Source organism: Pseudoduganella dura, from assembly GCF_009727155.1.
GTDB classification, from domain to species: domain Bacteria; phylum Pseudomonadota; class Gammaproteobacteria; order Burkholderiales; family Burkholderiaceae_D; genus Rugamonas; species Rugamonas dura.
In genome coordinates, this window is the sequence record NZ_WNWM01000002.1 from 4,960,635 (window position 1) to 4,986,670 (window position 26,036).

The following is a 26,036-nucleotide window of genomic DNA, read 5'->3' on the forward strand; positions in this document are numbered from 1 at the left end:
ACCACCATGCAGGAGACCACCATGCTCGATATCGCCCAACTGCTCGTTCCGATCAGCGTTGCCCGGGTCTGCGGCGAAGACCTGAGTTTTTCTACCGAGGTGGACACCATTGCCCATGCCCGCCGCCACGACGACCCCACGCTCGACCAGGGAGAATGGGTCGAGGCCCTGAAGCAGGCCGACTGGCCCTACGTGGCGCGTCACTGCGAAAAACTGATCCGTTCGCGCAGCAAGGACTTGCGGCTGGCCGTATGGCTGGCCGAGGCCCACGCCAAGACCCGCCACTTCCGCGGCCTGGGCGACGGCTACGCGTTGCTGGCCGGCCTGTGCGAGCGCTTCTGGGACAGCGTCTACCCGGTGGCGGACGCCGGCGACCACGAGCAGCGCATCGGCAACCTGTTCTGGCTGCTCGCGCGCTCGCCGCAACTGGTCAGGGAAATCCCGCTGACCGAAGACGGCAGCGTATGCCTGGCCGACTTCGACGCCGCGCGCCAGCGCGCCGCCAGCATCCAGGGACCGGACGAGTGGGGCAACGGGCGCACCGTGGCCGGGCCCACCGTCGACGAACTGGATGCCCGCCGCCGGCGCAACACCGACGCATTCAATGCGCAACTGTTCGCCGATGCCCGGTATTGCCTGCAATCGCTGCTGGCCTTCGAGAAAGCCGTCGACCAGCGCCTCGGCGGCGACGGCCCCAGCTTCACCACGGCGCGCGAGGCGCTGCAGCAGGCCATCGACTTCATCGGGCTGCTGGCCCCGGCCGGCGGTGCCGCTGCCGCGGACGGCGGCCCCGCGGCGGCGCCGGCGGCGAACACCCCGGCCAACGGCGCGGTCGCGTCGCGCCAGGAGGCGATCGGACAGCTGCGCGAGGTGGCCGAGTACTTCCGGCGCACCGAACCGCACAGCCCGGTGGCTTACCTGGCCGACAAGGCCGCCGCATGGGCCGCGATGCCATTGCACCAATGGCTGCGCGCCGTCGTCAAGGATCCGAACCAGCTGGCCCAGCTCGACGAGTTGCTCGGTACCGTCGCGCCGGCGCCGGAGAACTGAACTCAACCGTGTTCCGCTTGCATTCTCCCCGCGTTATCGGCAGACTGCCTGAAAGATAATGCAGGGAGGCAATTGTGGGCAATCTTCGTATCGGCGCGCGCCTGGCGCTCGGCTTCGCGCTCGTGCTGGCATTACTGGCGGCGATGACGGTGACCGGCGTGCTGCGCATGCACAGCGCCAGTCGGCTGACGGACGAGCTGGTCACCCAGCGGGTGCACAACGAACGCCTGATGGCCGAATGGAACAAGGTCATCGAAGTCAACGCGGCGCGCACCATCGCCGCCTTCCTCGCGCCGGACACGGCGCAACAGAAAGCCATCGAGGCCACGATGGCGGCATCGTCGAAACGGGCCACTGAAATCCAGGACTTGCTGGGCAGTACGCTGCTCGACGACGATTCGCGGCGCGGCCATGCGGCCGTGGTCGCTGCACGCAAGCAGTATTCCGACACCCGCAAGACGATGCTCGCGGCGAAGTCCGCCGGCGACATGGCCACCGCCCGGGGCATCTACGCCGCCGGCCTGAACGATACCCGCGAAGCCTACCTGGCCGCGCTGGCCGCCCTGCTGAAAACCCAGCAGAACGCGCTCGACGCCACCGCCGCGGCCATCCACGCCCACTATGCCGCCGGGCGCAACCTGCTGCTCGCGCTCGGCGTCGGTGCCATCGTGGCCGGCGTGGTGCTGGCCTGGCGCCTCACGCGCACGATCACCGGGCCGCTGGGGCAGGCCGTGCGGATCGCGGAAAACGTGTCGTCCGGCGACCTCACCAGCGCCATCGACGTGTCGCACGGCGATGAAACGGGCCAGCTGATGCGGGCGCTGAAGAAGATGAACGACAGCCTGCTGACCATCGTGCGCCAGGTGCGCAACGGCACCGAGACGATCGCCACGGCGTCGGCCGAGATCGCCGCCGGCAACCTCGACCTGTCGTCGCGCACCGAGCAGCAGGCCAGCGCGCTGCAGCAGACCGCCGCCACGATGGAAGAGCTGACCTCGGCCGTGCGCTCGAATGCCGACAACGCCCGCGAAGGGCGCACGCTGGCCGACGGCGCCGCGACCATCGCCGGCGCGGGCGGCACCGTGGTCGCCGACGTGGTGCGCACGATGGAGGCGATCAATGTGTCGTCGGGCCGCATCGTCGACATCATCGCCGTGATCGACGGCATCGCGTTCCAGACCAACATCCTGGCGTTGAACGCGGCCGTCGAAGCCGCGCGGGCGGGCGAGCAGGGCAGGGGCTTTGCCGTGGTGGCATCCGAGGTGCGCGCCCTGGCGGGGCGTTCCGCCGCCGCGGCGAAGGAAGTCAAGGAGCTGATCGGCGACTCGGTGCAGAAGGTGCACGCCGGCACCGCGCTGGTGGACCGCGCGGGCAGCACGATGGGCGAAATCGTGGCGGCGATCGGCAAGGTCACGCAGATCATGAACCAGATCGCCGACGCCAGCGCCCAGCAGCAGGACGGCATCGAGCAGGTCAACACGGCGATCGCGCAGATGGACCAGGTGACGCAGCAGAACGCGGCGCTGGTCGAACAGGCCGCCGCCGCCGCGGCCGCGATGCAGGAGCAGGCGGCGCGCCTGGCCGATGCCGTTGCCGTGTTCCGGCTCGACGCCGTGCCGCCATCGCGGCGGCGCGAAGACCACCGTCTCGCCTTGCCCGCATGAGCGGGGCTACAATGCGCGGATGACAAAGATACCGGCTGAAGAACCGGCTGAAGAACAGGCCGACAAGCGGGCCGAGAAGCGGGCCGAGTGCGCAACCTGCCGTCGCGCCGCCAGCGCCTGCACCTGCCGCTGGATCCGACCGGTCGGCAACGCACCGTCCCGCACCGCGGTGCTGATCCTGCAACACCCGATGGAAACCGCCAACGCGAAGAACAGCGCGCGGCTGCTGCACTTGTGCCTGCCCGGCAGCAAGCTGGTGGCCGGCGAAATATTCGACGATCTCGGCGAACTGCTGGCCGGCCCGCGCCGGGCGGTGCTGCTGTATCCGGACACGCCCGGCGACCGCTCGCTCGGCATCGCGGCGCCGCCGCCGTTCGACCCGGCAGCGGGCGAAGACCTCCTGCTGGTGGTGCTCGACGCCACGTGGCGCAAGAGCCGCAAGATGCTGTACCTGAATCCGGCGCTGCAGGCGCTGCCCCGGCTGGCGCTGCGCGATGTGCCGGCCTCGCACTACCTGATCCGCAAGGCCCATGCGCCGGGCCAGTTGTCGACGCTGGAGGCCACCGCGTACGCGCTGGCCCGCCTGGACAACGACGAAGAGCGCTACGCGCCGCTGATCGCGGCATTCGACGGCTTCGTCGGCCAGCAGCAGGCGCTGGCGGCCGCCCACCGCGCCGGCTGAATTGCGGCGCACGCCCGCCAGCGTAATCCTTCAGCTGATCAGCTTGAGCCCCGGCGGCAAGGCATCGCCGAACATCCGCTGCTCGCTGGCCTGGTCCAGTTCGACGACGTCGCGCACCATCGCGCTCCAGGCCGGCGGCGCGCCGGCGCCCGTCAGGCGGCGCAGCACGTCCTCGCGCAGCGCCGCGCCGATGTCGCGCGAACGGTCGCCGGTCATCCGCGCCAGGTGCGCGGCGGCGAAGCCGGCCGGCTCGATCTTCTTCCAGTCCAGCCCGAGGATCTCGCCCAGCCACCGTTCCACCGCGGCCACCGGCGCCACCTCGTGCGCGCTGCCGTGGAACGGCTTGCGTGCGCCCACGCGGCCCAGCGCCCACAGGTAGCGGCCGAAGCTGGCGGCGGCCCTGGCGTCGAACTTCGGGCCGGATGCCGGCAGCTTGCCGATCGTGCCCATCATCCAGTCGCCGATTTCCGCCTTGTAGGCCGCCGGAATGCGCTCCAGCGAGGCGCCCAGCCGCAGCATGTCTTCCTCGCCGCCATCGACCAGCGTGGCCGGACGGCGGCCGCGCTCCGCCGCGCTGGCCTGCAGGTTGAAGGCGAAATCGTCCAGCAGCCGCAGCTGCATCTCGGTCGTCAGGCCGCCGGCCACGCGGCGCCACAGCGTCCACCATTCGGCGCGCACCTGGCTGTCCTTGAAATACTGGGCGCCGCTGTCGAACCGCGCCCACAGCTGGCCGATGCGCCAGTCGTCGAGCGGCGCGCCGAAGCCGGGCCGCAGGCACCAGCCCGCGAGGTTGAGCCACACGCGCTCGTGTTCCGCCGAGCGGCGGCGGCCCTTGGCGCGCCCCATCAGCGCGTCGAACAGGTGCCGCAGCAACTGCGTGGGCCAGCGTTCGCGGCTGCCGAGCAGGTTTTCGAGCTGGCCGCGCAGCTGGCGCACTTCCTTGCCGTCCACCTGCAGCACGCGCGAACCGAAGATGCGGTCGATCTTCTCGACGGCATCGGCAAAGCGTGGTGGCGGCATGTTGTCCTGCGGCTCGGCCGCCGCCGCTTCCTCCTCGCCGCGCAGCTGGAATTCCAGCAGCCAGCGCCTGTCGCTGGCCGCGTCCACGCAGTGCACTTCCAGCGTGCCGACCTCGGACAACGCCGCCGCCAGCCGCACCGGGATCTCCTTCGGCACCTTCGTGTCGTCGGTCTTGAGCACGGTGGAAATCGCCGGCAGCGCCACGTAATCGGCAGGGTCGAGGTCGGCGAGGTCGCCGGCGCCGTGGCGCAGGTCGGTCACGGTAGAGACGAGGTGGAAGCGCACGGGCCGGCCCACGCGCAGCCCGAACGTGCGGTCGGCCAGCGTGATCTCGCTGCCCGGCTGGGCGCCGCGCGGCAGGATGCAGACGGCGCGGCGCTTCACGCCGGGAGCCTTGTCGGTATCGAGCAGCAGGTAATAGGCGCGCGCGGAGCCGCCGGCGATCGACGGCGCCATGCCCTGCCGCGACAGGGAATAGGCCACGCCGCCGCGGGCCACGGCCACATCCGGATTGTCGTTGTGAAGGACTTTGACCGGCGCGAGGCCGGATTGGCCACGCCAGCCGGACAGGGTGTCGGCCAGCCGCTGGGCCAGCACGCCGGCGCGGAACACGCCGCCGTTCAGCAGCAGCGTGTCCGGCACGGGGAAGGTGGTGGCGTCGTCGATGCCCAGCGCGGCGCGCGCCGCCTGCGCGTGCTGGCGCAGGAAGCTGGCGAGATGCCGCGTCACCGCCGCGTCGCTCGCATACGGCAGGCCGAATTCGACGATGCCGCCGCGCGACCGGCGCGCATCGGCCTGTTCCGGATTCAGCGGGAAGAAGCCGTCGACGACGATCTGCGCCACGTCGGCGCGGCTCAGGGTCACCGAGCGGCTGCCGCCGATCAGCTTCGAGCCGCTGCCCAGCAGCGTGACATTGGCCTGTTCGGGGCCGTTTGCGGACAGCAGCTGTTCCTTCGCGGCGCGGCAGCGCTCGGTCAGCTGCGCCAGGCGGCCGCTGGAAAGGCGCTGCCCGCTGTCCGGCCCGGCGAGGCGCGATTCGGCCAGGTGGGCGAGGGCCAGGTCCATGTTGTCGCCGCCCAGGATCAGGTGGTTGCCCACGCCGATCCGTTCCAGCACCGGCTCGCCGTTCCGGACCTGCACCTGCACCAGCGAGAAGTCGGTGGTGCCGCCGCCGACGTCGGCCACCAGCACCAGCCGCGTGTCCGCCAGTTCAGCGGCCAGCGTCGAGCGGTGGCGGTACAGCCAGTCGTACAGCGCCGCCTGCGGTTCTTCCAGCAGCCGCACGCCATGCAGGCCGGCCAGCTTCGCCGCTTCCAGCGTCAGCGCGCGGGCGCCCTCGTCGAACGACGCGGGCACGGTCAGCACGATGCGCTGGTCTTCCAGCAGGTGAGAGGGGAAGTGGGCGTTCCAGGCGCCGCGCAGGTGCGCCAGGTAGCTGGCGCTGGCCGCCACGGGCGATACCTTGGGCACGGTGTCGTCCGCGCCCCACGGCAGGATCGGCGCCGTGCGGTCGACGCCCGGGTGCGACAGCCAGCTCTTGGCGCTGGCCACGTAGCGCCCGGTCACCTGGGCGCCCAGCGTGCGCGCCAGCCGGCCAATGATGAAGCGGTCCACGCCGGCCACGTCGTTCTGCAGCCAGGGCAGCTGCAGCTCGCCCGGCGCCAGCTCGCCTTCGGCCGGGTGGTAGCGGCTCGACGGCAGCAGCAGCGCGCCGTGCACCTCGCCCGGCGCGGTCAGCTGGTCGATGTCCAGCAGCTGGACATCGGCGGCGCCCGGCGCCGCATAAGCCAGCACCGTGTTCGTGGTGCCGAGATCGATGCTGACCAGGTACGGCGTCATTGTCCTTCGGCGGTGCCGCGCACGTCGAATTCCACCTTCCAGCGCTGGCCGCCGTCGGCCACCGCCAGCAGTTCCAGCGTGCCGGCCTCGGTGGCGTGCGCATGCAGGCGCACCTGCACCACGTCGCCCGGCTGCCGGCCTTCCGGCGGCAGTTCGGCGTGGATCTCGTTCAGCTCGGCCAGTTCATCCGGGCCCCAGAAATCGAGCACCGTGCCGATCTGGTCCTGCCGGCGCGTGGACGAGCCGAAGAAGCGGAACTGCACCGGCTCGCCGACGACGAGGCCGAATTCCTGGCCCGGCAGTTCCAGCTCGCTGCCTTCTTCCATGCCGAACGGCGCCACGCACAGCGCCTGGATCGGCGGTTCCATGCCGGGGATCGCCGGCATCGACGATTCCACCGCCACGTAGTAGGAACGGGCCGTGCCGCCGCGGATGCGCACGCCGGCACCGCGCCGCACGTAGCTGTAATAGGCGGCGCCGCGGGCCACGGCCAGGTCCAGGTCCGCGCCGCCCAGCATGCGTGCCGCTTCCGCGCCTTCCATGTACAACCAGTCGTTGATGGTGTCCATCACGCGCTGGGCCAGCTGCGCCGACTTGAACACGCCGCCGTTGAACAGCACCGCGCTCGGGTGCAGGAACGAGTGGTCCGGGTTCTGGCGGTCCGCGAAGCCCGGCACGTCGGCCGTGGCGCCTTTCTGGCGGCCCAGGAAGGCGGCCAGGTGGCGCGTGATCGCGGCATCCTGCGCATACGGCAGGCCCAGCTGCGTGAGGCCGGCGCGGGTGCGCACGGCGGGGCGCGCGGCGGCTTCCACTTTCGGGAAGAAGCCGTCGGTGATGAACGCCGTCACTTCGTCGCGGGTCAGCTCGGTGCGGATCGAGCCGCCGATCAGCTTCGAGCCGCGGCTCGGCACCACGATCGGCCACGTGTCGGCGCTGGCGTCGGCCAGCAGGTTTTCCTTGGCGGCGCGGCAGCCGTAGGTCAGCGCGCGCAGTTGCCATGGATCGAGCTGCGTGCCGCTGGCGGCCAGCTTGCGGGCCACCAGGTGGGCAAGGGCGAGATCCATGTTGTCGCCGCCCAGCAGGATGTGGTCGCCCACGGCCACGCGGTGCGGTTCCAGCACGCCGTCGCGCTCGGTGATGGCGATCAGCGAGAAGTCGCTGGTGCCGCCGCCCACGTCGACCACGAGGATGATGTCGCCCGGCTTGACTTCCTTGCGCCAGCGGCCTTCGCTGCCCTGGATCCAGCTGTACAGCGCGGCCTGCGGTTCTTCCAGCAGCGTCACGGCGTCGTAGCCGGCGGCGCGGGCCGCCTCGGCGGTCAGTTCGCGCGCGCCCGGATCGAACGATGCGGGAATCGTCACCGTCACGGCCTGTTCGCCGAACGGCGCTTCCGGATGCGCGGCGTTCCATGCCTGGCGCAGGTGGGCCAGGTAGCGCGTGGAAGCCTCGAGCGGCGAGACGCGGGTCACTTCTTCCGGCGCATCATTCGGCAGGATCGCGGCGCGGCGGTCCACGCCCGGGTGGCACAGCCAGCTCTTCGCGCTCGACACGAGGCGGATCGGCGTGGTGGCGCCGCGGCTGCGCGCCATTTCGCCGGCAATGGAACGTTTATCCCCGTCTTCTCCTTCGGTCGTCCATGGCAGCGCCAGTTCGCCCGGCGCCAGTTCGTCCGGGTGCGGCAGGTACAGGAACGACGGCAGCAGCGGCAGGTCTTCGACCGTTCCCGGCGCCGTCAGCTGCGGCACGCCCAGCACCGACTGCTGCGTATTCTCGCCATCGCTGGCGCCCAGGTCCACGTACGACAGCGCGCTGTGCGTGGTGCCCAGGTCGATGCCGATCGCATAGCGCGGGGTATTGTTCAGGTCGCTCACAGTTCCACCTCCGCCGGTGCCAGGATTTTCGCATCGTGCGCTTCGGCCAGTTTCGGCAGGCGCACGGCCGTGGCGCGCCAGCCGCGGTGGCTCAGCGTGCCCTTGAACGGAGCCTTGCCGACCACGTTGCCGGTCAGGCGCACGGTGGCGGCATCGAAGCCTTCTTCCAGCGTCACGCGGCTGCCTTCGGCCTCCGCGCGCGCCGGTTCGATCGTGAAGTGTTCCTTCAGCACCTTGCTGCAGCCTTCATGCACCACGCGCGCGGCGGCGCCGATGTCGGCGTCCGAATAGCCGGCCAGGTTTTCCTGCGTGAAGTCGATCAGGCGCGCTTCGCGCTGCAGCAGCGACAGCAGTTGCAGGGCGGCATCCGGCGTGGCTTCGCGCAGCGGTGGTGGCGCGGGAGCAGGCGCGGGCGCGGCTACCGGAGCAGGTGCGGGAGCTGGCGGCGGCGGCGCGGCCACGGGGCCGATCTGGTCGTTCTGGTAACGGTTGGCGAATTCGGCGTTGCCCAGCGTTTTGAAGAAAGCGCTGAAAGCAAGCGGGATCCTGGCCAGGAAGGACGGAGTATTCGTAGTCATATTGCTCTTGTATGGTGGGGTCCGGATTCGCACCGGACGCGGAATTGCGAATCATACCAGTTGGCGAAGTGCCAAGGTACGCAAGGCAGTTGCATTGACTTGAAGATCGGCCTAGAATACTGTATATACATACAGTTGTAGTGGACCCAGTACTGGAGCTCTCATGCACCGCGATAATTTCGATCCGCAAGCAGATTTCGATCCCCGGGCCGGGCAGGTGATGCTGCCGCCCCGTTCACTGAAAGCGCTGAAGGGGCGGGGCGCCGTCACGAACGTGCAGGGCCGCTATGAAGTGAACGTGCGCGAAACGTTCGACGACGGCTGGCTGCGCGAGGAAGACGAACCGCGCGTCTGGCGCACGCAGGTCACCGAGGAAACCGCGAAATCGATCCTCACGCGCAACGCGTCGCCGGACATCCCGTTCGACCTGTCGCTGAATCCGTACCGCGGTTGCGAGCACGGCTGTATCTATTGCTTCGCGCGGCCGTCGCACAGCTACCTGGGCCTGTCGCCGGGGCTCGATTTCGAGAGCAAGCTGTACGCGAAGATCAACGCGCCCGAACTGCTGCGCAGCGAGCTGTGCAAGCCGGACTATGCCGTCGAGCCGATCGCGCTGGGCGTCAATACCGATGCCTACCAGCCGGTCGAGCGGGAACTGCGGATCACGCGCCGCATCCTCGAAGTGCTGCGCGAATGCGAGCACCCGGTGGGGCTGATCACGAAATCGTCGCTGATCGAGCGCGATATCGACATCCTCGCGCCGATGGCGGAAAAGCGGCTGGCGGCGGCGTCGATCACGCTGACCACGCTCGACCCGAAAATCGCCCGCACGCTGGAACCGCGCGCCGCTTCCCCGGAGCGCCGCCTGCGCACGATCCGCACGCTCACGGAGGCGGGCATCCCGGTGGGCGTGTCGATCGCCCCGATCATCCCGTTCGTCACCGAACCCGAAATCGAAAAAGTGATGGAAGCGGCGTTCGACGCCGGCGCGATCCAGGCCAGCTACACGGTGCTGCGGCTGCCATGGGAAGTCAATCCGCTGTTCCAGCAATGGCTGGAAGCGCACTTCCCGGACCGTGCCCAGCGCGTGATGAACCGCGTGCGTGAAATGCACGGTGGCAAGGATTACGACGCGTCGTTCGATTCGCGGATGACCGGGCAGGGCCTGTGGGCGGACCTGATCCGCCAGCGGGTGGAAAAGGCCCGGCAGCGTTTCGGCATGACCGGCCGCGGCTCGCGTTTCCGGCAGCTCGACTGCACCCGGTTCCGGCGCCCATTGGTGGTGCCGCCGGTGGGGGCGAAGGCGAAGCGGGCGGAAGCGATGGGGCAGATGAGTTTGTTCTAACGCGGGATTTTCTTAAAAAGCGTCAATTTATATTTCTGTTTTGCATGATCCAATGGGGATGTCTTGCGCGCGTCGAACAGCAGGACATCACATCCGGGGAGCGTCATCATGCAATCAACTGTATCGAAGATCATGCGCCTGCATTCGGCGTGGCGGTATCTGTGGCCGATCCAGTCGGCAGGCCAACTGCTGTCGTACTGCATTCTCATTCTTGCGGTCCTGGCGATCATGGCTGCCATTGTTCCCTACATGGAACCGGTTCCGCCGTTGTTCTGGGTGTCATTGTCCGCGGCAGCCTGCGCCAGTGTGCCGTTGTATGCGGTACTGCCGGCCAGGATCGACATCACGACGGCCATGCACGCCACGGCCATGGCCGCGCTGCTTCATCGGCACATGGCCGCCACCGGCTACGTTCAGACCAGCGGGGATGATGGCATCCGCCATTACCGCCCCGTCGGGCCGCGCTGGCGCCGATGGGAAGAAAGCCGGGTCTCGGTGCGCGTGTGCGACGAGTCGACACTGCGCATCGAAGGCGCCGTGCTGACGCTCAAGGGCATCGAGGAATGGCTGGAAGCGGCCAGGCCCGGTACATGGCCATCGGATTCCCGGGCGGTCTAAGGGCATTCCTTCAGCTCGGCCAGATACCGCTCGATCATGAACACATGCGCATCCTCGTGCCCCATCGCTCGCAGCGCCTGCGCCAAGTGCACGAGGTATTCCCTGTTCGGCCCGCTCGGCCCGCGCGCGGCGGCGATGTGCCGCGCGATCTCCAGTTCCGACGCTTCGCCCAGGTAGGCGGCATTGTCGTGCCGGGCGATGTAGACAAGGCCCTCTTCGGAACCGCCGCCATCGAAGCGGATGCCGATCGGCAGCCGCAGGTAGCCGTTCTTTTCGCGATGATCGAGATGGACGAATTCTTCCGGCGTCACCAGGTACGCCATGCCATGGCAAACGGCGCCTTCCTGCGGCACGAGCGTGACGACGCGCCCGGGCGCATCCGGGGTGCCGCGATGGTCGTGCGAACCTTGCCAGAAGCGCCGCACCCAGCCGTCGATACTGGCCGGGCGCCGCTCGATGAAGGGAAAATCGGCTTTCCAGATCAGCGAACCGTAGCCGAACAGCCACACGCTGTGGTGGCCGTCGAAGCGGTCCATCGCGCGGTTGATTTCGATGGTGTTGTGCGACATGGCAACAAGGGAAATGGGGACTGGCAATTATAGGCCGCGGGCCGGTCCGGCGCCGGCGAAGCGCCCCGGTTAATATGGCGGCCTGGAATGAACCGGCCCTGAACCTGTCGACCAGGAACGCGTTGGCCAACAACAAGGAGACAGACCATGAAGCTCTACACCTACTTCCGCAGCTCCGCCGCCTACCGTGTGCGTATCGCGCTGAACCTGAAAGGCATCGGCTACGAGTCGATCCCCGTGCACCTGCTGAAGAACGGCGGCGAGCAGCACGACGACGCCTACCGCGCCGTCAACCCGAGCGAGCTGGTGCCGGCGCTGGAGACGGAAGGCGTCACGCTCGGCCAGTCGATGGCGATCATCGAATACCTGGATGAAACCCACCCGATGATGCCGCTGTTGCCGCCCGATGCGCTGGGCCGCGCCCGCGTGCGCGCGCTGGCGCAGACCGTTGCCTGCGATACCCATCCGCTGACGAACCTGCGCGTGCTGCGGCACCTGAAGGGCGCGCTGGGGCTGTCCGAGGAAGACCGGAACGCCTGGTACCGGCACTGGCTTGGCGAAGGCATGCGCGTGCTGGAAGCGCAACTGGCGAACGGCGCGGCCACCGGCCGCTTCTGTCACGGCGACATGCCCACGATGGCCGACTGCTTCCTGGTGCCGCAGGTGTTCAATGCCCGGCGCTTCGACATCGACCTGGCGCCTTACCCCACGATCGCGCGGATCGATGCCGCCTGCGTGGACATCCCGGCGTTCCAGGCCGCCCATCCGTCGCAACAGCCGGACGCGGAGGGTTAACCCACCCCACCGGCGCCCAGCCGCGCGTCGAACCTCACCACCCGGTCGCGGCCTTCCTGCTTGGCCCGATACAGCGCCTTGTCGGCGCGCATCAGCAATGCCGATGGTGTATCGTCGCGGGCCGCCGACGCAAGGCCGATGCTGATGGTCAGCGTCACGTCGGTGCCATCTTCCGCGGGCACGCGCAGCGCGGCAGCCGCCGCCCGCAGGCGCTCGGCGGCCACCGTGGCCACGGTTTCATCCGTTTCAGGCATCAGCACCACGAATTCCTCGCCGCCGAAACGGGCCGCGGTGTCGATCGCCCGCAGCGAGCCGGCGAGCAGCTGCGCCAGCGCCACGATCGCGCCGTCCCCGGTGTCGTGGCCGTACGTGTCGTTGATGCGCTTGAAGAAGTCGATGTCCACCATCAGCACCGACAACGGGTGGCCGAAGCGGCGCGCGCGTTCCAGCTCGGCCGCGATCTCCTCCGTCATCTTGCGGCGGTTGGCGATGCCGGTCAGCGGATCGGTCGTCGCCAGTTCTTCCAGCCGGATGTTCGCCATCTGCAACTGCTGCGTGCGCCGCTGCACGCGTTCTTCCAGGTGGTCGCGCTCGTCGTTCAGCGCGGCCAGCGTGCGCCGGCGTTCGCGCAGCGCCACCACCAGCGCCGAGATCAGGACGGCTTCGAGCACGATCAGCGCGATGCCAGAGATGATCTGCCAGCGGTACCGGTCCCACACGCTGTCCGGGCGGTTCAGCAGCTTGGCATCGGCCGGCAGGTTGCGCAGGCCGAACCGTTCGACGGTCGGGGCATCGAATACATAGCGTTGCAATGCGATGTCGTCGCTGCGCTGGCCCAGCAGCACGCGTGCGATCGTGCGGCCCACGCCTTCGCCGCTGATCACGTAGCCGCCCACCATGCCGGGCAACACCAGCGAATCGAGGTGCGTGAAGACCGGCACGTGGCTGGCCGCGGCGATACGGTGCGCGAGTTCGTGCGGATTGAGCTGGCCGGCCTTGTCGGTCAGGCCGGCGGCCAGCAGCAGCAGGGCGCTGTCGCGGTCCAGTCCCCGCAGCCGCTCCATCACCTGTTCATAGTCCTGTTTGTCCCAGTACTCGAACGTGAGCTGTGCCGCGTACCGCGGGGCCGCGGCGCGGATCGCCGCGATCCAGCGCTGCCCGCGCGCGCTGCTGTCGCCAACGACGACCAGGTGCCGGATGTGCGGCGACACCCGCGGCACGATGCCCACGGCGCGGTTGAAGTCCGGATCCACGGCGATGGCGGTGCCGTCGGTGGGGCGCCAGCCCGTGTGTCCGTAATTGATGTAGAAACGCGGCACGCCGGGAAAGAGCTCGGGATGGTCGCCAAGGAACCGGGCCGCCACCTCGCCCTCGGCCACCACCACATGCAACGGCACGTGTGCATACTTGCTGCGCAAATGGGGAGCCAGGCCGGCGCCGGCCGCCTCCGCACCCACGCGGTTGGCGTCGAATCGCTCTTCGTAGATGGCGGGGATGTTGCCGGGCGCGCGCCTGGACAATTCGTCGTACATGCCGTCGTGTACCAGCCGTTGCCAGGCCGACACGGCGTCCGGGCCGAGCGAGTACAGCATCAGCACCCGGCGCTCGCTGGCGGCGTGCGCGTGCGCGGGCCACAGGGCGCCGATGGCCAGTGCCAGCCAGCAGCCGCCCAGGAGCAGCAGGCGTGCAAAGTGCTGCGTTACAGACGGTGGCTGGTGCGAAAGGACCATGGAAGGAGCATGAAGGATAAGCGGATTTTCTGCCAGGAAAGTGTAGCACGCTCGTGCGCTATTTTATTGCTTTACGGAAAATTTGCGTGGTAGCGTTGCAACGGGAGCCCGGAACGGCCGGCATTGGCTTGCGGTTTCAGCGAATGACTGCAATACCGACGAGCGGCTGCGGAAATCCCGGTCCCGTCCCATGCCCCGGCGTCGGGCGACACCTTCGAGGCGCCTGCGTCACGGATTCCATGACACCGGTGGCTCTCAACTGTACGGCACGCCGTTGCCGCATACAAGGCGCGCACGATAGGAAGCCGAACTGGCAGTGTCATCCCGCCCTGGCCGCCGGTTTGACAGCATGACGCGTGCGCAGGATACTTTCTCCGCCAACTCCCGGCCACTTCGCCCCCGATGCCATGACGCTTCCCCTCCCGATTCGCAAGGAGTGCCCGCCCGGCGCCTGCGACTGCCGGCGCGAGCTGCTCGAGGCCGATCCGCAGGCCGACGCGCGCGTGCTGCGCCTCACCCGCGAGGAGGAAAAGCGGCTGATCGAACGGATCGAGGCGATCGGCAGCTATGCCGAGCTGATGCGGCTGGGCCAGCGCCTGCATGAGCAGCTGGGCGTGACGCTGACGATCGCACCCGGCCCGAACGAAGTGCGCACGATGCGCGGCTTCGCGATCGAACTGGCGCCCCGGCCCGGGCTGTGCCGGAAGACGCGGCAGGCGGTGCCAGCCGCCATCCGCCGCTGCCTGGATACCCATCCCGATATCGCCTTCGCCATCCTGGACGCCAACGACCTGCTGGGACAGGCTTGAACCGGAGACCGGCACAGTCCGTTTCCGGCGGCAATGTTGCTCATAAACCAGGTCTGATCCGGGTTTTGCCACGCGCATGCGGTAGAATCCCGCCCTTTGCTTTTCCGCCAGCGCAATGACGATCCCCCCGCATTTCCTCGCCGCCCTCGACAAGGCCGATCCTTCCTGGCACGCCACGCTGGTGAAAGGCCTGGAAGCCGTCGCCGCAGCCGACCCGGCCTACCTGCCTGCGCTGGCGGAAGACAGCTACCTGCCCACCGGCCTGCGCCTGTTCGCCGCGTTCGCGCTGTCGCTGGACCAGGTGCGGTACGTGCTGGTGGGCGAGGGGCCGTATCCCCGCGTCGACAGCGCGACCGGAGTCGGCTTCATGGACGGCGCGGTGGGCAGCCTGTGGTCGGACGACGCCGATGGCGGCCTGTCCAAGCGCGTCAACCGGGCGACATCACTGCGTAATTTCATGAAAATGCTGCTGGTGGCGGATGGCCAGTTGCACGAAGCCGACACGGCCGGCGCCGCGCTGGCCGCCTGCGCCGCGCGCGCCCGGGGCGGGGCGGCGATCGGTACGCTGGCCGAGCTGCAGGAACGGCTGATGGACCACGGGTTCCTGCTGCTCAATGCATCGCTGGTGTTCCGGTCGCACGTGGCGCCCGTCAAGGACGCCAGGGCATGGCTGCCGTTCTTCGCGACGGTGATCGACACCCTGGCGGCGCGCGCCACGCAACCCAGGCTGGTGCTGTGGGGGAAAATCGCCGAACAGCTGAACAGGTTGCCGGCGGTGCGCGCCATGCCGCAGGCGGTGGCCGAGCACCCGTACAACCTGTCGTTCATCGCCAACAAGGACATGCATGCGCTGTTCGGCCCGCTGCGTCTGCTGCACGGCGGCGAAGGTCGCCGGAAGCCGCCCGCGGCAGGGTGAACGCGCAGGCTGCGCTCCAAGCGAAAACGAAGCCACGCCCGGCAAGCATTTTCCAAACCTGATATACTTGACTAAATCATTCAACTAATACGGTTTTTACAGGTTCCGTAGCGGTGGTAGATGCGGTTGCAGGTGCGGTGGTCGGTGCAGTTGCGCGCGAAGCGCAGGATTTTACCCCAACTCATTGCCAAACTTGATATTGAGTCAAAGAAAGCTGCCGGAGGCGTCCCGCCCGGCGGCATTTATTCGAGGTCGTATGCGTCTGACTACCAAAGGCCGTTTTGCCGTCACGGCGATGATCGACCTGGCGATGCGCCAGGGCAAAGGTCCCGTCACGCTCTCTGGCATCAGCCAGCGGCAGGCCATTTCGCTGTCCTACCTGGAGCAGCTGTTCGGCAAGCTGCGCCGGCACGAGATCGTGGAATCGATCCGCGGCCCCGGTGGCGGCTACAGCCTGGCCCGCCGCGCCGACAAGGTGACGGTGGCCGACATCATCATCGCCGTCGACGAGCCGCTCGATGCCACGCAGTGCGGCGGCAAGGAAAACTGCCACGGCGCCGACCATGCCAGCGGCGCCCGCTGCATGACCCACGAACTGTGGACCACGCTGAACGAAAAAATGGTCGATTACCTCGATTCGGTCTCGCTGCAGGACCTGGTCGACCAGCAAAAACACAAGAACGCGGAGCAGAAGGTGGTGGTAATGCACCGCAATGACCACGCCGCCCTCGCCAAGTAATCAGAATAAACCCATACACGCTGCCAAGCACTGGAGTGATAGATGAACGCCCCTGAAAAAAACGTCCCCAAGGTTGCCCCGGTCGATTTCAAGACCGCGCCGCACTTCCCGATCTACATGGACTACTCGGCCACCACGCCGATCGACCCACGGGTGGCGGACAAGATGATCCCGTTCCTGCGCGAACAGTTCGGCAACCCGGCATCGCGCAGCCACATGTACGGCTGGACGGCGGAAGCGGCCGTGGAAGAGGCGCGCGGCCATGTGGCGGCGCTGATCAATGCCGATCCGCGGGAAATCATCTGGACCTCCGGCGCCACCGAAAGCAACAACCTGGCCATCAAGGGCGCGGCGCAGTTCTACAAGACCAAGGGCAAGCACATCATCACGGTGAAGACCGAGCACAAGGCCGTGCTGGACACCGTGCGCGAACTGGAACGCCAGGGCTTCGAGGCCACTTACCTGGACCCGCAGGACAACGGCCTGATCACGGTCGAGCAGCTGGCCGCCGCCGTGCGCCCGGATACGATCCTTGTCTCGGTCATGCTGGTCAATAACGAGATCGGCGTGATCCAGCCGATCGGCGAGATCGCCGCCTTCTGCCGCGGCAAGGGCATCATTTTCCACTGCGACGCGGCGCAGGCCACCGGCAAGCTGGCGATCGACGTGCAGGCGCTGAAGGTCGACCTGATGACGTTCACCGCCCACAAGACCTACGGCCCGAAGGGCATCGGCGCACTGTATGTGTGCCGCAAGCCGCGCGTGCGCCTCGAAGCGCAGATGCACGGCGGCGGCCACGAGCGCGGCCTGCGTTCGGGCACGCTGCCGGTGCACCAGATCGTCGGCATGGGCGAAGCGTTCCGCCTGGCCAAGGTGGAAATGGACGACGAGATCGCCCGCATCAAGGCGCTGCGCGACCGTCTCGCCAACGGCCTGCAGGATATCGAAGAGGTCTACATCAACGGCGACATGGACCACCGCGTACCGCACAACCTGAACGTTTCGTTCAACTATGTGGAAGGCGAGTCGCTGATCATGGCCGTGAAGGACCTGGCCGTGTCGTCCGGTTCGGCCTGCACGTCGGCCAGCCTGGAACCGTCGTACGTGCTGCGCGCGCTGGGCCGCAGCGACGAGCTGGCGCACAGCTCGATCCGTTTCACCATCGGGCGCTTCACGACCGAGCAGGACATCGACTTCGCCATCGAACTGATGAAGTCGAAAGTGGGCAAGCTGCGCGAGCTGTCGCCGCTGTGGGATATGTTCAAAGAGGGGATCGACATCAATTCGATCCAGTGGGCAGCGCACTGATTATTCAGCCGGTCAGACACCCGTCTATTCAGCCGGTGTCTGACACCATTCGGAAAAACCGGTGTCAGACACCAGGTATGTAAACAAGGAGCATCAAAATGGCTTACTCGGAACAAGTACTCGATCACTACGAAAACCCGCGCAACGTGGGCGCCTTTGAAAAAGGCGATGACAGCGTCGGCACCGGCATGGTCGGCGCGCCGGCCTGCGGCGACGTGATGAAGCTGCAGATCAAGGTCGGCGCCGATGGCCTGATCGAAGACGCGAAATTCAAGACCTACGGCTGCGGCTCGGCGATCGCATCGAGCTCGCTGGTGACCGAATGGGTCAAGGGCAAGACGCTGGACGAAGCACTGGCCATCAAGAACACGCAGATCGCCGAAGAACTGGCGCTGCCGCCGGTGAAGATCCACTGCTCGATCCTGGCGGAAGATGCCATCAAGGCAGCCGTCAGCGATTACAAGGCAAAGCATTCTGCATAAGTATGACGGAGCCCGCTTCAAGCGGGCTCCACTGAAGGAGGAATTCGCATGGCAGTCACCCTGACCGAAAAAGCAGCAAAGCATATTTCCCGCTACATCGAACGGCGCGGCAAGGGCCTCGGCCTGCGCTTCGGCGTGCGCACGACGGGCTGCTCGGGGCTGGCCTACAAGCTGGAATACGTCGACGAAGTGGCTTCGGAAGACGCGGTGTTCGAATCGCACGGCGTGAAAGTGTTCGTCGACCCGAAGAGCATGCCGTACATCGATGGCACCGAGCTCGACTTCGCGCGCGAAGGCCTCAACGAGGGCTTCAAGTTCAACAACCCGAACGAAAAAGACGCCTGCGGTTGCGGCGAAAGTTTCCGTGTCTGACGCCTCTCGACATTACCTTCGACCGTGCAGAATCACTTCGAGTTATTCCACCTGCCGCAGCAGTTCGCCATCGATACCGGCACCCTGGACAGCGCGTTCCGCGAAGTCCAGGGCCGGGTGCATCCCGATAAGTTCGTGAACGCCACCGACGCCGAAAAGCGCGTGGCGATGCAATGGGCCACCCGTGCCAACGAGGCATACCAGACGCTGAAGAACCCGCAGCGGCGCGCGCAATACTTGTGCGAGCTGAACGGTGTCGATTTGCAGACCGAATCGAACACGGCGATGCCGATGGCCTTCCTGATGCAGCAGATGGAATGGCGCGAGGAACTGGCCGAGGCGCGTGCCGGCCGCGACGCGGCGCTGCTCGACCGGCTCGATGGCCAGCTGCGCACCACCCGCAAGGGCCAGCTGAAGGACATCGAGGCGCACCTGGACGCCGGCGATTACCACGCCGCGGCGCAGGGTGTGCGCGCACTGATGTTCCTGGAAAAATTCGGCGAGGAAGTCCGCTACGCCTTCGACGCGCTGGACGCATAGTCCGGCCCTCCGTCCGGCGCCCGGTCTTCCGCTCAGTTTTCGCTCAGCCGCCAGTCCGCCGCGCCGTCCGTCACAACAAGAACAGGTTTCACATGGCTCTCCTGCAAATTTCCGAACCCGGCATGTCCACGGCCCCCCACCAGCACCGCCTGGCGGTCGGCATCGACCTGGGCACGACCAACTCGCTGGTCGCCACCGTGCGCTCGTCCATTCCCGAAGTTCTGAACGACGAGGACGGCCGGCCGCTGCTGCCGTCCGTCGTGCGCTACCTGCCGAACGGCCATGCCAGCATCGGCTACAAGGCCCTGGCGGCACAGACCACCGATCCGAAGAACACGGTCGTCTCCGTCAAGCGGTTCATGGGCCGCGGCCTGAAGGACATCGCGTACGCGGAAAACCTGCCATACGATTTCGTCGAAGGTGACCGTGCAGACGGTCACGGCATGGTTCGTTTAAGGACCGTCGCAGGCGTGAAGAGCCCGGTCGAAACGTCGGCCCAGATCCTGGCCACGCTGCGCCAGCGCGCCGAGGATGCGCTGGGCGACGACCTGGTGGGCGCCGTGATCACCGTACCGGCCTATTTCGACGATGCGCAGCGCCAGGCCACGAAGGATGCGGCCCAGCTGGCCGGCCTGAACGTTCTGCGCCTGCTGTCCGAACCGACCGCCGCGGCGATCGCGTATGGCCTCGACAACGGCTCCGAAGGCCTGTTCGCCGTTTATGACCTGGGCGGGGGCACGTTCGACATCTCGATCCTGAAACTGTCGAAGGGCGTGTTCGAAGTGCTGTCCACCGGCGGCGATTCGGCGCTGGGCGGCGACGACTTCGACCACCGCCTGTTCTGCTGGATCCACGAGCAGGAAAAGCTGGCGCCGCTGAACGACAACGATACCGCCGTGCTGATGGTGAAGGCGCGCGAGGCGAAGGAGCTGCTGTCGAGCAAGGCCGAAGTGCTGGTCGACGCCAGCCTGTCGTCCGGCGAGAACGTCCACCTGGCCATCACGGCCGAAACGTTCAACGAGATCACGAAGCACCTGGTCGCCAAGACCATCAACGCCGTCAGGAAGGCGTTGCGCGACGCGAACATCGATGCCGACGATATCGACGGCGTGGTGATGGTCGGCGGCGCCACGCGCATGCCGCACGTGCAGCGCGCCGTGGGCGAGTTCTTCCACACGATCCCGCATGCCAACATCGACCCGGACAAGGTGGTGGCGCTGGGCGCCGCCATCCAGGCCAACCTGCTGGCCGGCAATCGCGCCGCCGGCGACGACTGGCTGCTGCTGGATGTGATCCCGCTGTCGCTGGGCATCGAGACGATGGGCGGCCTGGTCGAGAAGATCATCCCGCGCAATTCGACGATCCCTTGCGCCCGCGCCCAGGAATTCACGACGTTCAAGGATGGCCAGACCGCGCTGGCGGTGCACGTGCTGCAGGGCGAGCGCGAGCTGGTGTCCGATTGCCGTTCGCTGGCGCGCTTCGAGCTGCGCGGCATTCCGCCGATGGCGGCCGGGGCCGCGCGCATCCGCATCACGTACCAGGTCGATGCCGACGGGCTGCTTTCCGTCTCGGCGCGCGAACTGCGTTCGAACGTCGAGGCATCGATCACCGTCAAGCCTTCCTACGGCCTGGGCGACGACGATGTCGCGCGCATGCTGCAGGATTCGTACACGTCCGCCGAGAGCGACATGAAGGCCCGCGCGCTGCGCGAGGAGCAGGTCGAGGCCGAGCGCATCCTGCTGGCCACGCAATCGGCGCTCGACGAGGATGCCGGCCTGCTGTCCGATGAAGAGCGGGCCGAAGTGGATGCGCTGATGCAGAGAACGCGCGACGTGCTGGCCGCTTCACAGGCCCCTTCACAGGCCCCTGCGCAGGCCGATACGGTCGATCACCTGGCCGTCAAGGCCGCCGTCGAGGAACTGGCGCGCGGCACCGAGGAATTCGCCTCGCGCCGGATGGACCGCAGCGTGCGCAGCGCGCTGGCCGGCCGGTCGCTGGATGAAGTCGCATAACCAACAAAACTACAGAGGTAGCAAGTGCCACAAATCGTCATCCTGCCCCACGCCAAGCTGTGCCCCGAGGGCGCCGTCATCGAGACCGAAGCGGGCAAGTCCGTCTGCGATGTCCTGCTGGAGAACGACATCCATATCGAGCACGCGTGCGAAAAATCGTGCGCCTGCACCACCTGCCACGTGATCGTGCGCGAAGGTTTCGACTCGCTGAACGAAGCCACCGAGACGGAAGAAGACCTGCTCGACAAGGCCTGGGGCCTGGAGGCGCAGTCGCGCCTGTCGTGCCAGTCGATCGTGGCGGACGAGGACCTCGTCATCGAGATCCCGAAGTACACCATCAATCATGCCAGCGAAGGTTCCCACTGAAATGAAATGGACGGACATCACGGCGATCGCGGAAGCGCTGTATGACAAATATCCGCAGCAGGACCCCACGCAGATCCGGTTCATCGACCTGCACAACTGTGTGGTGACGCTGGAAGGTTTCGACGACGACCACAGGCGCGGCGGCGAAAAGATCCTGGAAGCGATCCAGCAGGCGTGGATCGATGAAGCACAGTAAGGGCCAGTCGAAGCCGGCCGCCGCGCCGTTGCCGCGGACCGTGACGGACATCCCGGAAATCAAGCCGGGCCAGTCGGTCGCGCTGCTGCAGGAATTGCACATCCTCACGCGCGATGGCAAGCTGAACCAGGACAGCCGGCGCAAGCTCAAGCAGGTGTACCACCTGTACCAGTTCATCGAGCCGCTGCTCAATGACGTGGTGGCCGACAAGGGCAGCGTGTCGCTGGTCGACCACGGCGCCGGCAAGTCGTACCTCGGCTTCATCCTCTACGACCTGTTCTTCAAGCCACTGGCGGATGCGTCCCATATCTACGGCATCGAAACGCGCGACGAGCTGGTGCAGCGCTCGCGCGAGCTGGCCGCGAAGTTCGAATTCCCGGGAATGTCGTTCCTGCCGCTGTCGGTGGCGGAATCGACCACGTCGTCGGAATTGCCGGCATCGATCGACATCGTCACCGCGCTGCACGCCTGCAATACCGCGACCGACGACGCGATCGACTTCGCGCTGAAAAAGCATGCGAAGCACATCGTGCTGGTGCCGTGCTGCCAGGCGGAAGTGGCATCGGTGCTGCGCAAGAATAAAGGCCAGTCGCTCGGCAAGAGCGCGCTGACGGAAATCTGGCGCCACCCGATCCACACCCGCGAGTTCGGCAGCCAGGTCACCAACGTGCTGCGCTGCCTGCAGCTGGAAGCGCATGGCTACCAGGTCAGCGTGACGGAGCTGGTGGGCTGGGAACACTCGATGAAGAACGAGCTGATCGTGGCCACCTACAAGGACCTGCCGCGCAAGCGCCCGGCCGACCGGCTGAAGGAAGTGCTCGATACCGTCGGGCTGCAGGAAATGAACCACCGTTTTTATACCGAAGCTGCCCATGACTGACGATACGATCCGCCTCTCCAAGCGGCTGGCCGACCAGCTGCCGTGCTCGCGCCGCGAGGCCGAGCTGTACATCGAGGGCGGCTACGTGCTGGTCGACGGCATCGTGGTGGAAGAGCCGGGCGCGCGCGTGGCGCCGGCGCAAACCGTCGAGCTGGCGCCGGATGCCACGCTGCTGGAAATCGTGCCGGTCACGATCCTGCTGAACAAGCCGGCCGGCGCCGACGCGCTGCGCTGCCTGTCGGAAGAAACGCTGCATCGCGGCGGGCACAATGCGAACGAGCGTTTCCTGAAGCGGCACCTGCACAACCTGACGCCGGCGCTGCCGCTCGATCCGTCGGCCAGCGGCCTGTTCGTGTTCACGCAGGACTACCGCGTCATCCGCAAGCTGGTCGACGAGCCCGGCTCGGTCGAGCAGGAGCTGATCGTCGAGGTCGACGGCACCATCGCCGACAACGGCCTGGCGCAGTTGAACGGGGGTGCCACCAAGGTCAGCTGGCAGAACGAACGCCGGCTGCGCTTCGCCGTCAAGGGGCCGAAGCCGACGCAGATCGACAAGATGTGCGGCGCGGTCGGGCTCACGCCCACCTCCATCAAGCGGCTGCGGATCGGGCGGATGTCGATGGGCAGCCTGCCTGCCGGGCAGTGGCGCTACCTGCTGGGCTACGAACGGTTCTGACATACAGGGGAAATGGGGGGGGCTGCCGCGCTCGCCCATGCACAGGTTCGCGTTTGCTTGCCGAACCGCCGGCGTGGGCAACTCGCACTCCCTACGATGAACCGCGGCTCGACTGCGGCAAGCCTGTGGAAGCGGCCGGCGGTGCCGGCGCGACGGACTTCTCTGCCGTATCGCTGCGCTCGACAGTCCACGTATGCAGCGGCACATGCCCCGGCCGCTGCCAGTCCGGCGGCATCCACAGGTGCTTCAGCCGCTGCATCAGCGGACCCGGCGCAGCGACGTCGCGCAGCATGTCGACGAATTCGTGCAGGTTGAGAACCAGGAAGTCATGGGAACGGATCTGCCGCGGGATGCCGTAATCGACTTTTTTCCTCTCCGGGCAGTAAGTGCCGAACATGCGGTCGAAGATCATCAGCACACCGCCATAGTTCTTGTCGATGTATTGCGGGTTGCGGCCGTGGTGGACACGGTGGTTGGATGGCGTGTCGAACACCGCCTCGTACCATGCAGGCAGCTTGCCGATGGCATCGGTGTGGACGAAATACTGGTACACCAGGTCCACCGCCAGCATGAACATGACAACCGCCGGCGGCACGCCCAATGCAACAGGCGGCAGGTAGAAGATGAAGGTGCCGACGAAAACGTTGAGCACGCTCTGGCGCGCGGCAGTGGTGAAATTCATCGTCTCGCCGCTGTGGTGGGGCACGTGGGCGGCCCACCACCACCGAACGCGATGCGAGCTGCGGTGGAACCAGTAATAGCAGAATTCCACCATGATGAAAATCGGCAGCACCGTCCAGCCGTTGACGGGAATGTCGAACAGGCGGTGCTGGTAGACCCAGGAAAATATTGCGCCGGTAACGAGCAGCCAGGCCAGGGCTTCGGCAATCTGGTAAGCGCTGCCAAGGGCGACGTTGGCGATAATTTCCTTCCACTGGAAACTGGCCTGGTGGCCACGCCGTCTTGCGCCCGCGAGTTCCACCACGAAGGCAAGCAGGAACAGCGGCGTCGCCCCGATCAGCAGTACCTGCTTCCAGTCCACATTGCTACCCAACAGCCCGACCAGCCACGTGCAAGCCGCATCGATCATCGTTCGCTCCCGTCTCCGGCGCGCCTGCTGTCGCGGCGCCACCAATTTTTATGGATGATGCCCTTCCTGGATGATACTCCTGTGCAAACCAGGCGCAACCGATGGCAGGCTTTGGATTTCAGAAATATTTCCCGGAAAATGGGAGCCTGTCACCGGTTTTGTAAAATCGGAGCCTGTCACCGGTTTTTTTACTTCCGCTTCTTGCTGTTCGCCGTCGCCGTGGTCGTATAGAACTCCGGCGCCTTGCGCGCCACCCACTCGATGAACGTGCGGATGTCCTCGTTTTCCCGCAGTTTGTCCCACGTGTGATAGGTGCGGAACAATTCCTTCTCGGTAAACACCGAGTGGATCTTGCGGTGGCAGATCTTGTGGATGGGAAACTGGGCGCGGCCCTTGAATGTTTTCGGGACGAGGTGGTGCCGGTCGATATTGGCCGTGCCGAGCGGACGGCCGCACAACGGGCACAGCGGTTCGGTGGAGGAGTCGTCGTCCGGGATCATGCCAAGCAGGTGAGGGCGGCCACGGCCGCGCGCAAGGTCAGGCCGCCTGCGGGGCGGACGTCTTTTTCGGCGGCTTCGGCAACTGCACCAGCCGCGTGCCGGCCAGGCGGTCGTGCAGGAACTGGCGGTCGCGGTCGAGGAAGGCCGTCAGCGACCAGGCGGCGATGCCGATGGCGATCGCACCCAGCGCATGCCAGTGTTCCAGGCCGAAGATGGCGCTGATAACGAGGGCCGGCAATACCCACATCCACGCCAGCAGGTAACGCAGCGCGGCACGTTTCGGCGGCACCGGTTCGCCGCCGCGCAGCGTCACGCGCAGCCGCCACGTCTGCATCGCCAGCGTCTGGCCGGTGCGGCTCCACTGATGGATGAAGTAGGCGCCCAGCACGAGGAACGCCAGCGCCTGGCGGCCATGCTCGACCGTTGCGGCATGGCTGGCGTTGACGACGAACTCGAAGACCAGGAACGGCAGGAACAACGCGGCCAATGCGAGCAGCAGCTCGTACACCATCGAGATCAGGCGGCGCCTGATCGATGGTACGGAAGTGGCCGTTGCCGTGCTATTTCCCTGCTGCATTGGGCGAAGGAGCGGCAGGGACGGGCACGGCGGCCGGTGCGGTTGCCGACGCGGGTGCCGGCGGCGATGCGGGAGCCGCCGGCGATGCTGCCGGCTGGCTTTGCTGCATCATCACGGCCGGCGTGGCGGCACCTTCGAGCGGATACACCATTTCCGGCGCCGGCTGCGGCGCGGGTGACGGCACGGGTGCCGGCGCCGCCGCGGGTACCGGGGGGGTTATGGCCGCGGCAGGGGGATTGAACGGCGGCACATGCGGCTTGACCGGCTGCGGCGACTTCGCCAGGCTCTGGGCCGGCGTCGGCGGCTTGGCCACCTGCTGTTTCTTCGACGCGCCGGCGCCTGCCAGCCGGCGTTTTTCCTCGGGCGTGAGCTGCTGGTATTCTTCCCACTGGGCCGCCTTCTTGCCGCCGACCGCACGCTGGGCACGCGCATAGCTCTCGCGCACGGCCTTGCGTTCCTCGGGGGACATTTCGGTCCAGGCGCGCATGCGTTCGAGCATGCGCTTCTTCTCGGCGGGCTTCATCGACGCGTAGCGGCCGGCGATCTCGAGCCATTTCTGCTTGCGCACCGGGCCCAGGTCGTCCCAGCCTGCCTTGAGCGGAGACAGCGCTTCCTGCTGCGCGGGCGTGAGGTCGGCCCAGCGCAGTTCGGCCACGGAAGGCGACAGCAGCGCGGAGGCGGAAGACGCGGCGGTGGCGGGCACCGCATCCCGGCGCACGACGTGCGACACGGCGAAGCCGGCAGCGATTGCGACGATCAGCGCGGCAGCACCGCCCCACAGCCACGCCCGACCACCGCTAAGTCTCGCCATA

The 26,036-nt window shown here is 67.0% G+C and carries 27 protein-coding genes; 18 read left to right on the plus strand and 9 right to left on the minus strand.

Annotated elements, in window-relative coordinates:
• Positions 1 to 21: 21 nt before the first annotated feature.
• The 3 genes from tssA (at position 22) to GJV26_RS21710 (ending at position 3,396) form a co-directional block, all read left to right on the plus strand.
• A complete protein-coding gene (tssA, locus tag GJV26_RS21700; RefSeq protein ID WP_155710791.1) occupies positions 22 to 1,050 on the plus strand; it encodes a type VI secretion system protein TssA in 1,029 nt (342 codons plus the stop codon).
• A gap of 74 nt (positions 1,051 to 1,124) precedes the next feature.
• Positions 1,125 to 2,714: a methyl-accepting chemotaxis protein gene (locus GJV26_RS30750; RefSeq protein ID WP_189442002.1), complete on the plus strand. Its 1,590-nt coding sequence runs from the start codon at positions 1,125 to 1,127 to the stop codon at positions 2,712 to 2,714.
• A gap of 19 nt (positions 2,715 to 2,733) precedes the next feature.
• Positions 2,734 to 3,396 (plus strand): tRNA-uridine aminocarboxypropyltransferase, encoded by a 663-nt coding sequence (locus GJV26_RS21710; RefSeq protein WP_155710792.1) that lies wholly within the window; start codon positions 2,734 to 2,736, stop codon positions 3,394 to 3,396.
• Positions 3,397 to 3,426: 30 nt separating this feature from the next.
• On the opposite strand, the gene GJV26_RS21715 is transcribed toward GJV26_RS21710, so the two are convergent.
• From GJV26_RS21715 to GJV26_RS21725, 3 genes are read right to left on the minus strand one after another with little or no spacing between them, the layout of a single operon-like run.
• Entirely contained in the window at positions 3,427 to 6,255 is a 2,829-nt protein-coding gene (locus tag GJV26_RS21715) for an Hsp70 family protein (RefSeq protein WP_155710793.1), read from the minus strand.
• The gene (locus tag GJV26_RS21720) at positions 6,252 to 8,126 is read right to left on the minus strand and encodes an Hsp70 family protein (protein WP_189442000.1); all 1,875 of its coding nucleotides are present in this window, start codon (positions 8,124 to 8,126) and stop codon (positions 6,252 to 6,254) included. The genes GJV26_RS21715 and GJV26_RS21720 overlap by 4 nt, the downstream gene beginning before the upstream one ends.
• Entirely contained in the window at positions 8,123 to 8,704 is a 582-nt protein-coding gene (locus GJV26_RS21725) for a DUF2760 domain-containing protein (protein WP_155710794.1), read from the minus strand. The genes GJV26_RS21720 and GJV26_RS21725 overlap by 4 nt, the downstream gene beginning before the upstream one ends.
• A 220-nt stretch (positions 8,705 to 8,924) precedes the next feature.
• On the opposite strand from GJV26_RS21725, the gene GJV26_RS21730 reads away from it, so the two are divergent.
• A complete protein-coding gene (locus GJV26_RS21730) occupies positions 8,925 to 10,049 on the plus strand; it encodes a PA0069 family radical SAM protein (protein WP_155712642.1) in 1,125 nt (374 codons plus the stop codon).
• 132 nt (positions 10,050 to 10,181) lie between these two features.
• Positions 10,182 to 10,667, plus strand: coding sequence for a hypothetical protein (locus tag GJV26_RS21735; RefSeq protein WP_155710795.1), 486 nt, complete (start codon positions 10,182 to 10,184; stop codon positions 10,665 to 10,667).
• Here the strand turns inward: GJV26_RS21735 and GJV26_RS21740 are convergent.
• On the minus strand, positions 10,664 to 11,236 hold the full coding sequence (locus GJV26_RS21740; RefSeq protein ID WP_155710796.1) for a gamma-glutamylcyclotransferase: 573 nt from the start codon (positions 11,234 to 11,236) through the stop codon (positions 10,664 to 10,666). The genes GJV26_RS21735 and GJV26_RS21740 overlap by 4 nt on opposite strands.
• Before the next feature lie 147 nt (positions 11,237 to 11,383).
• Here GJV26_RS21740 and maiA point away from each other — a divergent pair, with 147 nt between their 5' ends.
• Entirely contained in the window at positions 11,384 to 12,031 is a 648-nt protein-coding gene (gene maiA, locus GJV26_RS21745; protein WP_155710797.1) for a maleylacetoacetate isomerase, read from the plus strand.
• Here the strand turns inward: maiA and GJV26_RS29965 are convergent.
• Positions 12,028 to 13,761 (minus strand): GGDEF domain-containing protein, encoded by a 1,734-nt coding sequence (locus tag GJV26_RS29965; protein ID WP_155710798.1) that lies wholly within the window; start codon positions 13,759 to 13,761, stop codon positions 12,028 to 12,030. The two genes, maiA and GJV26_RS29965, sit on opposite strands and share 4 nt — an antisense overlap.
• A gap of 407 nt (positions 13,762 to 14,168) precedes the next feature.
• Between GJV26_RS29965 and GJV26_RS21755 the strand changes: the two genes are divergently transcribed.
• The 12 genes from GJV26_RS21755 (at position 14,169) to GJV26_RS21810 (ending at position 23,057) form a co-directional block, all read left to right on the plus strand.
• Positions 14,169 to 14,570: a hypothetical protein gene (locus tag GJV26_RS21755; protein ID WP_155710799.1), complete on the plus strand. Its 402-nt coding sequence runs from the start codon at positions 14,169 to 14,171 to the stop codon at positions 14,568 to 14,570.
• A 115-nt stretch (positions 14,571 to 14,685) separates the two neighbouring features.
• Positions 14,686 to 15,486 (plus strand): uracil-DNA glycosylase family protein, encoded by an 801-nt coding sequence (locus GJV26_RS21760; protein ID WP_155710800.1) that lies wholly within the window; start codon positions 14,686 to 14,688, stop codon positions 15,484 to 15,486.
• A 256-nt stretch (positions 15,487 to 15,742) separates the two neighbouring features.
• Positions 15,743 to 16,225 carry a Fe-S cluster assembly transcriptional regulator IscR gene (iscR, locus tag GJV26_RS21765; protein WP_155710801.1) on the plus strand — a complete coding sequence of 161 codons (483 nt, stop codon included), beginning with the start codon at positions 15,743 to 15,745 and terminating at the stop codon, positions 16,223 to 16,225.
• A 42-nt stretch (positions 16,226 to 16,267) separates the two neighbouring features.
• Positions 16,268 to 17,533 (plus strand): IscS subfamily cysteine desulfurase, encoded by a 1,266-nt coding sequence (locus GJV26_RS21770; protein ID WP_155710802.1) that lies wholly within the window; start codon positions 16,268 to 16,270, stop codon positions 17,531 to 17,533.
• 98 nt (positions 17,534 to 17,631) lie between these two features.
• Positions 17,632 to 18,015 carry a Fe-S cluster assembly scaffold IscU gene (iscU, locus tag GJV26_RS21775; RefSeq protein ID WP_155710803.1) on the plus strand — a complete coding sequence of 128 codons (384 nt, stop codon included), beginning with the start codon at positions 17,632 to 17,634 and terminating at the stop codon, positions 18,013 to 18,015.
• A 48-nt stretch (positions 18,016 to 18,063) separates the two neighbouring features.
• The gene (iscA, locus tag GJV26_RS21780; RefSeq protein WP_155710804.1) at positions 18,064 to 18,387 is read left to right on the plus strand and encodes an iron-sulfur cluster assembly protein IscA; all 324 of its coding nucleotides are present in this window, start codon (positions 18,064 to 18,066) and stop codon (positions 18,385 to 18,387) included.
• Between the two features lie 24 nt (positions 18,388 to 18,411).
• Positions 18,412 to 18,927: a Fe-S protein assembly co-chaperone HscB gene (gene hscB, locus GJV26_RS21785; RefSeq protein ID WP_189441998.1), complete on the plus strand. Its 516-nt coding sequence runs from the start codon at positions 18,412 to 18,414 to the stop codon at positions 18,925 to 18,927.
• Between the two features lie 92 nt (positions 18,928 to 19,019).
• The gene (gene hscA / locus GJV26_RS21790; protein WP_155710805.1) at positions 19,020 to 20,939 is read left to right on the plus strand and encodes a Fe-S protein assembly chaperone HscA; all 1,920 of its coding nucleotides are present in this window, start codon (positions 19,020 to 19,022) and stop codon (positions 20,937 to 20,939) included.
• Between the two features lie 24 nt (positions 20,940 to 20,963).
• Positions 20,964 to 21,305 (plus strand): ISC system 2Fe-2S type ferredoxin, encoded by a 342-nt coding sequence (fdx, locus tag GJV26_RS21795; RefSeq protein ID WP_189441996.1) that lies wholly within the window; start codon positions 20,964 to 20,966, stop codon positions 21,303 to 21,305.
• Position 21,306: 1 nt separating this feature from the next.
• Entirely contained in the window at positions 21,307 to 21,501 is a 195-nt protein-coding gene (gene iscX / locus GJV26_RS21800; protein ID WP_155710806.1) for a Fe-S cluster assembly protein IscX, read from the plus strand.
• Positions 21,488 to 22,381, plus strand: a complete 894-nt coding sequence (locus GJV26_RS21805) for a class I SAM-dependent methyltransferase (protein ID WP_155710807.1) — start codon at positions 21,488 to 21,490, stop codon at positions 22,379 to 22,381. Before iscX ends, GJV26_RS21805 begins: the two co-directional genes overlap by 14 nt.
• Entirely contained in the window at positions 22,374 to 23,057 is a 684-nt protein-coding gene (locus tag GJV26_RS21810) for an RNA pseudouridine synthase (RefSeq protein ID WP_155710808.1), read from the plus strand. Before GJV26_RS21805 ends, GJV26_RS21810 begins: the two co-directional genes overlap by 8 nt.
• Before the next feature lie 91 nt (positions 23,058 to 23,148).
• Here the strand turns inward: GJV26_RS21810 and GJV26_RS21815 are convergent, their stop codons facing one another.
• The 4 genes from GJV26_RS21815 to GJV26_RS21830 form a co-directional block, all read right to left on the minus strand.
• Positions 23,149 to 24,147, minus strand: a complete 999-nt coding sequence (locus GJV26_RS21815; RefSeq protein ID WP_155710809.1) for a sterol desaturase family protein — start codon at positions 24,145 to 24,147, stop codon at positions 23,149 to 23,151.
• 188 nt (positions 24,148 to 24,335) lie between these two features.
• Entirely contained in the window at positions 24,336 to 24,647 is a 312-nt protein-coding gene (locus tag GJV26_RS21820) for an HNH endonuclease signature motif containing protein (RefSeq protein WP_155710810.1), read from the minus strand.
• A gap of 37 nt (positions 24,648 to 24,684) precedes the next feature.
• Positions 24,685 to 25,224, minus strand: coding sequence for an RDD family protein (locus tag GJV26_RS21825; RefSeq protein ID WP_155710811.1), 540 nt, complete (start codon positions 25,222 to 25,224; stop codon positions 24,685 to 24,687).
• A complete protein-coding gene (locus GJV26_RS21830) occupies positions 25,208 to 26,035 on the minus strand; it encodes a DUF3106 domain-containing protein (protein ID WP_155710812.1) in 828 nt (275 codons plus the stop codon). The genes GJV26_RS21825 and GJV26_RS21830 overlap by 17 nt, the downstream gene beginning before the upstream one ends.
• Position 26,036: the final 1 nt, after the last annotated feature.

Excerpts from the sequence above, each read along its gene's own strand:
- tssA (WP_155710791.1), top strand. The coding sequence starts at position 22 with ATGCTCGATATCGCCCAACTGCTCGTTCCGATCAGCGTTGCCCGGGTC.
- GJV26_RS21710 (WP_155710792.1), top strand. The coding sequence starts at position 2,734 with ATGACAAAGATACCGGCTGAAGAACCGGCTGAAGAACAGGCCGACAAG.
- GJV26_RS21715 (WP_155710793.1), bottom strand. The coding sequence starts at position 6,255 with ATGACGCCGTACCTGGTCAGCATCGATCTCGGCACCACGAACACGGTG.
- GJV26_RS21725 (WP_155710794.1), bottom strand. The coding sequence starts at position 8,704 with ATGACTACGAATACTCCGTCCTTCCTGGCCAGGATCCCGCTTGCTTTC.
- GJV26_RS21730 (WP_155712642.1), top strand. The coding sequence starts at position 8,925 with ATGCTGCCGCCCCGTTCACTGAAAGCGCTGAAGGGGCGGGGCGCCGTC.
- GJV26_RS21735 (WP_155710795.1), top strand. The coding sequence starts at position 10,182 with ATGCGCCTGCATTCGGCGTGGCGGTATCTGTGGCCGATCCAGTCGGCA.
- GJV26_RS21740 (WP_155710796.1), bottom strand. The coding sequence starts at position 11,236 with ATGTCGCACAACACCATCGAAATCAACCGCGCGATGGACCGCTTCGAC.
- maiA (WP_155710797.1), top strand. The coding sequence starts at position 11,384 with ATGAAGCTCTACACCTACTTCCGCAGCTCCGCCGCCTACCGTGTGCGT.
- GJV26_RS29965 (WP_155710798.1), bottom strand. The coding sequence starts at position 13,761 with ATGGTCCTTTCGCACCAGCCACCGTCTGTAACGCAGCACTTTGCACGC.
- GJV26_RS21755 (WP_155710799.1), top strand. The coding sequence starts at position 14,169 with ATGACGCTTCCCCTCCCGATTCGCAAGGAGTGCCCGCCCGGCGCCTGC.
- GJV26_RS21760 (WP_155710800.1), top strand. The coding sequence starts at position 14,686 with ATGACGATCCCCCCGCATTTCCTCGCCGCCCTCGACAAGGCCGATCCT.
- iscR (WP_155710801.1), top strand. The coding sequence starts at position 15,743 with ATGCGTCTGACTACCAAAGGCCGTTTTGCCGTCACGGCGATGATCGAC.
- GJV26_RS21770 (WP_155710802.1), top strand. The coding sequence starts at position 16,268 with ATGAACGCCCCTGAAAAAAACGTCCCCAAGGTTGCCCCGGTCGATTTC.
- iscU (WP_155710803.1), top strand. The coding sequence starts at position 17,632 with ATGGCTTACTCGGAACAAGTACTCGATCACTACGAAAACCCGCGCAAC.
- iscA (WP_155710804.1), top strand. The coding sequence starts at position 18,064 with ATGGCAGTCACCCTGACCGAAAAAGCAGCAAAGCATATTTCCCGCTAC.
- hscA (WP_155710805.1), top strand. The coding sequence starts at position 19,020 with ATGGCTCTCCTGCAAATTTCCGAACCCGGCATGTCCACGGCCCCCCAC.
- iscX (WP_155710806.1), top strand. The coding sequence starts at position 21,307 with ATGAAATGGACGGACATCACGGCGATCGCGGAAGCGCTGTATGACAAA.
- GJV26_RS21805 (WP_155710807.1), top strand. The coding sequence starts at position 21,488 with ATGAAGCACAGTAAGGGCCAGTCGAAGCCGGCCGCCGCGCCGTTGCCG.
- GJV26_RS21810 (WP_155710808.1), top strand. The coding sequence starts at position 22,374 with ATGACTGACGATACGATCCGCCTCTCCAAGCGGCTGGCCGACCAGCTG.
- GJV26_RS21815 (WP_155710809.1), bottom strand. The coding sequence starts at position 24,147 with ATGATCGATGCGGCTTGCACGTGGCTGGTCGGGCTGTTGGGTAGCAAT.
- GJV26_RS21820 (WP_155710810.1), bottom strand. The coding sequence starts at position 24,647 with ATGATCCCGGACGACGACTCCTCCACCGAACCGCTGTGCCCGTTGTGC.
- GJV26_RS21825 (WP_155710811.1), bottom strand. The coding sequence starts at position 25,224 with ATGCAGCAGGGAAATAGCACGGCAACGGCCACTTCCGTACCATCGATC.
- GJV26_RS21830 (WP_155710812.1), bottom strand. The coding sequence starts at position 26,035 with ATGGCGAGACTTAGCGGTGGTCGGGCGTGGCTGTGGGGCGGTGCTGCC.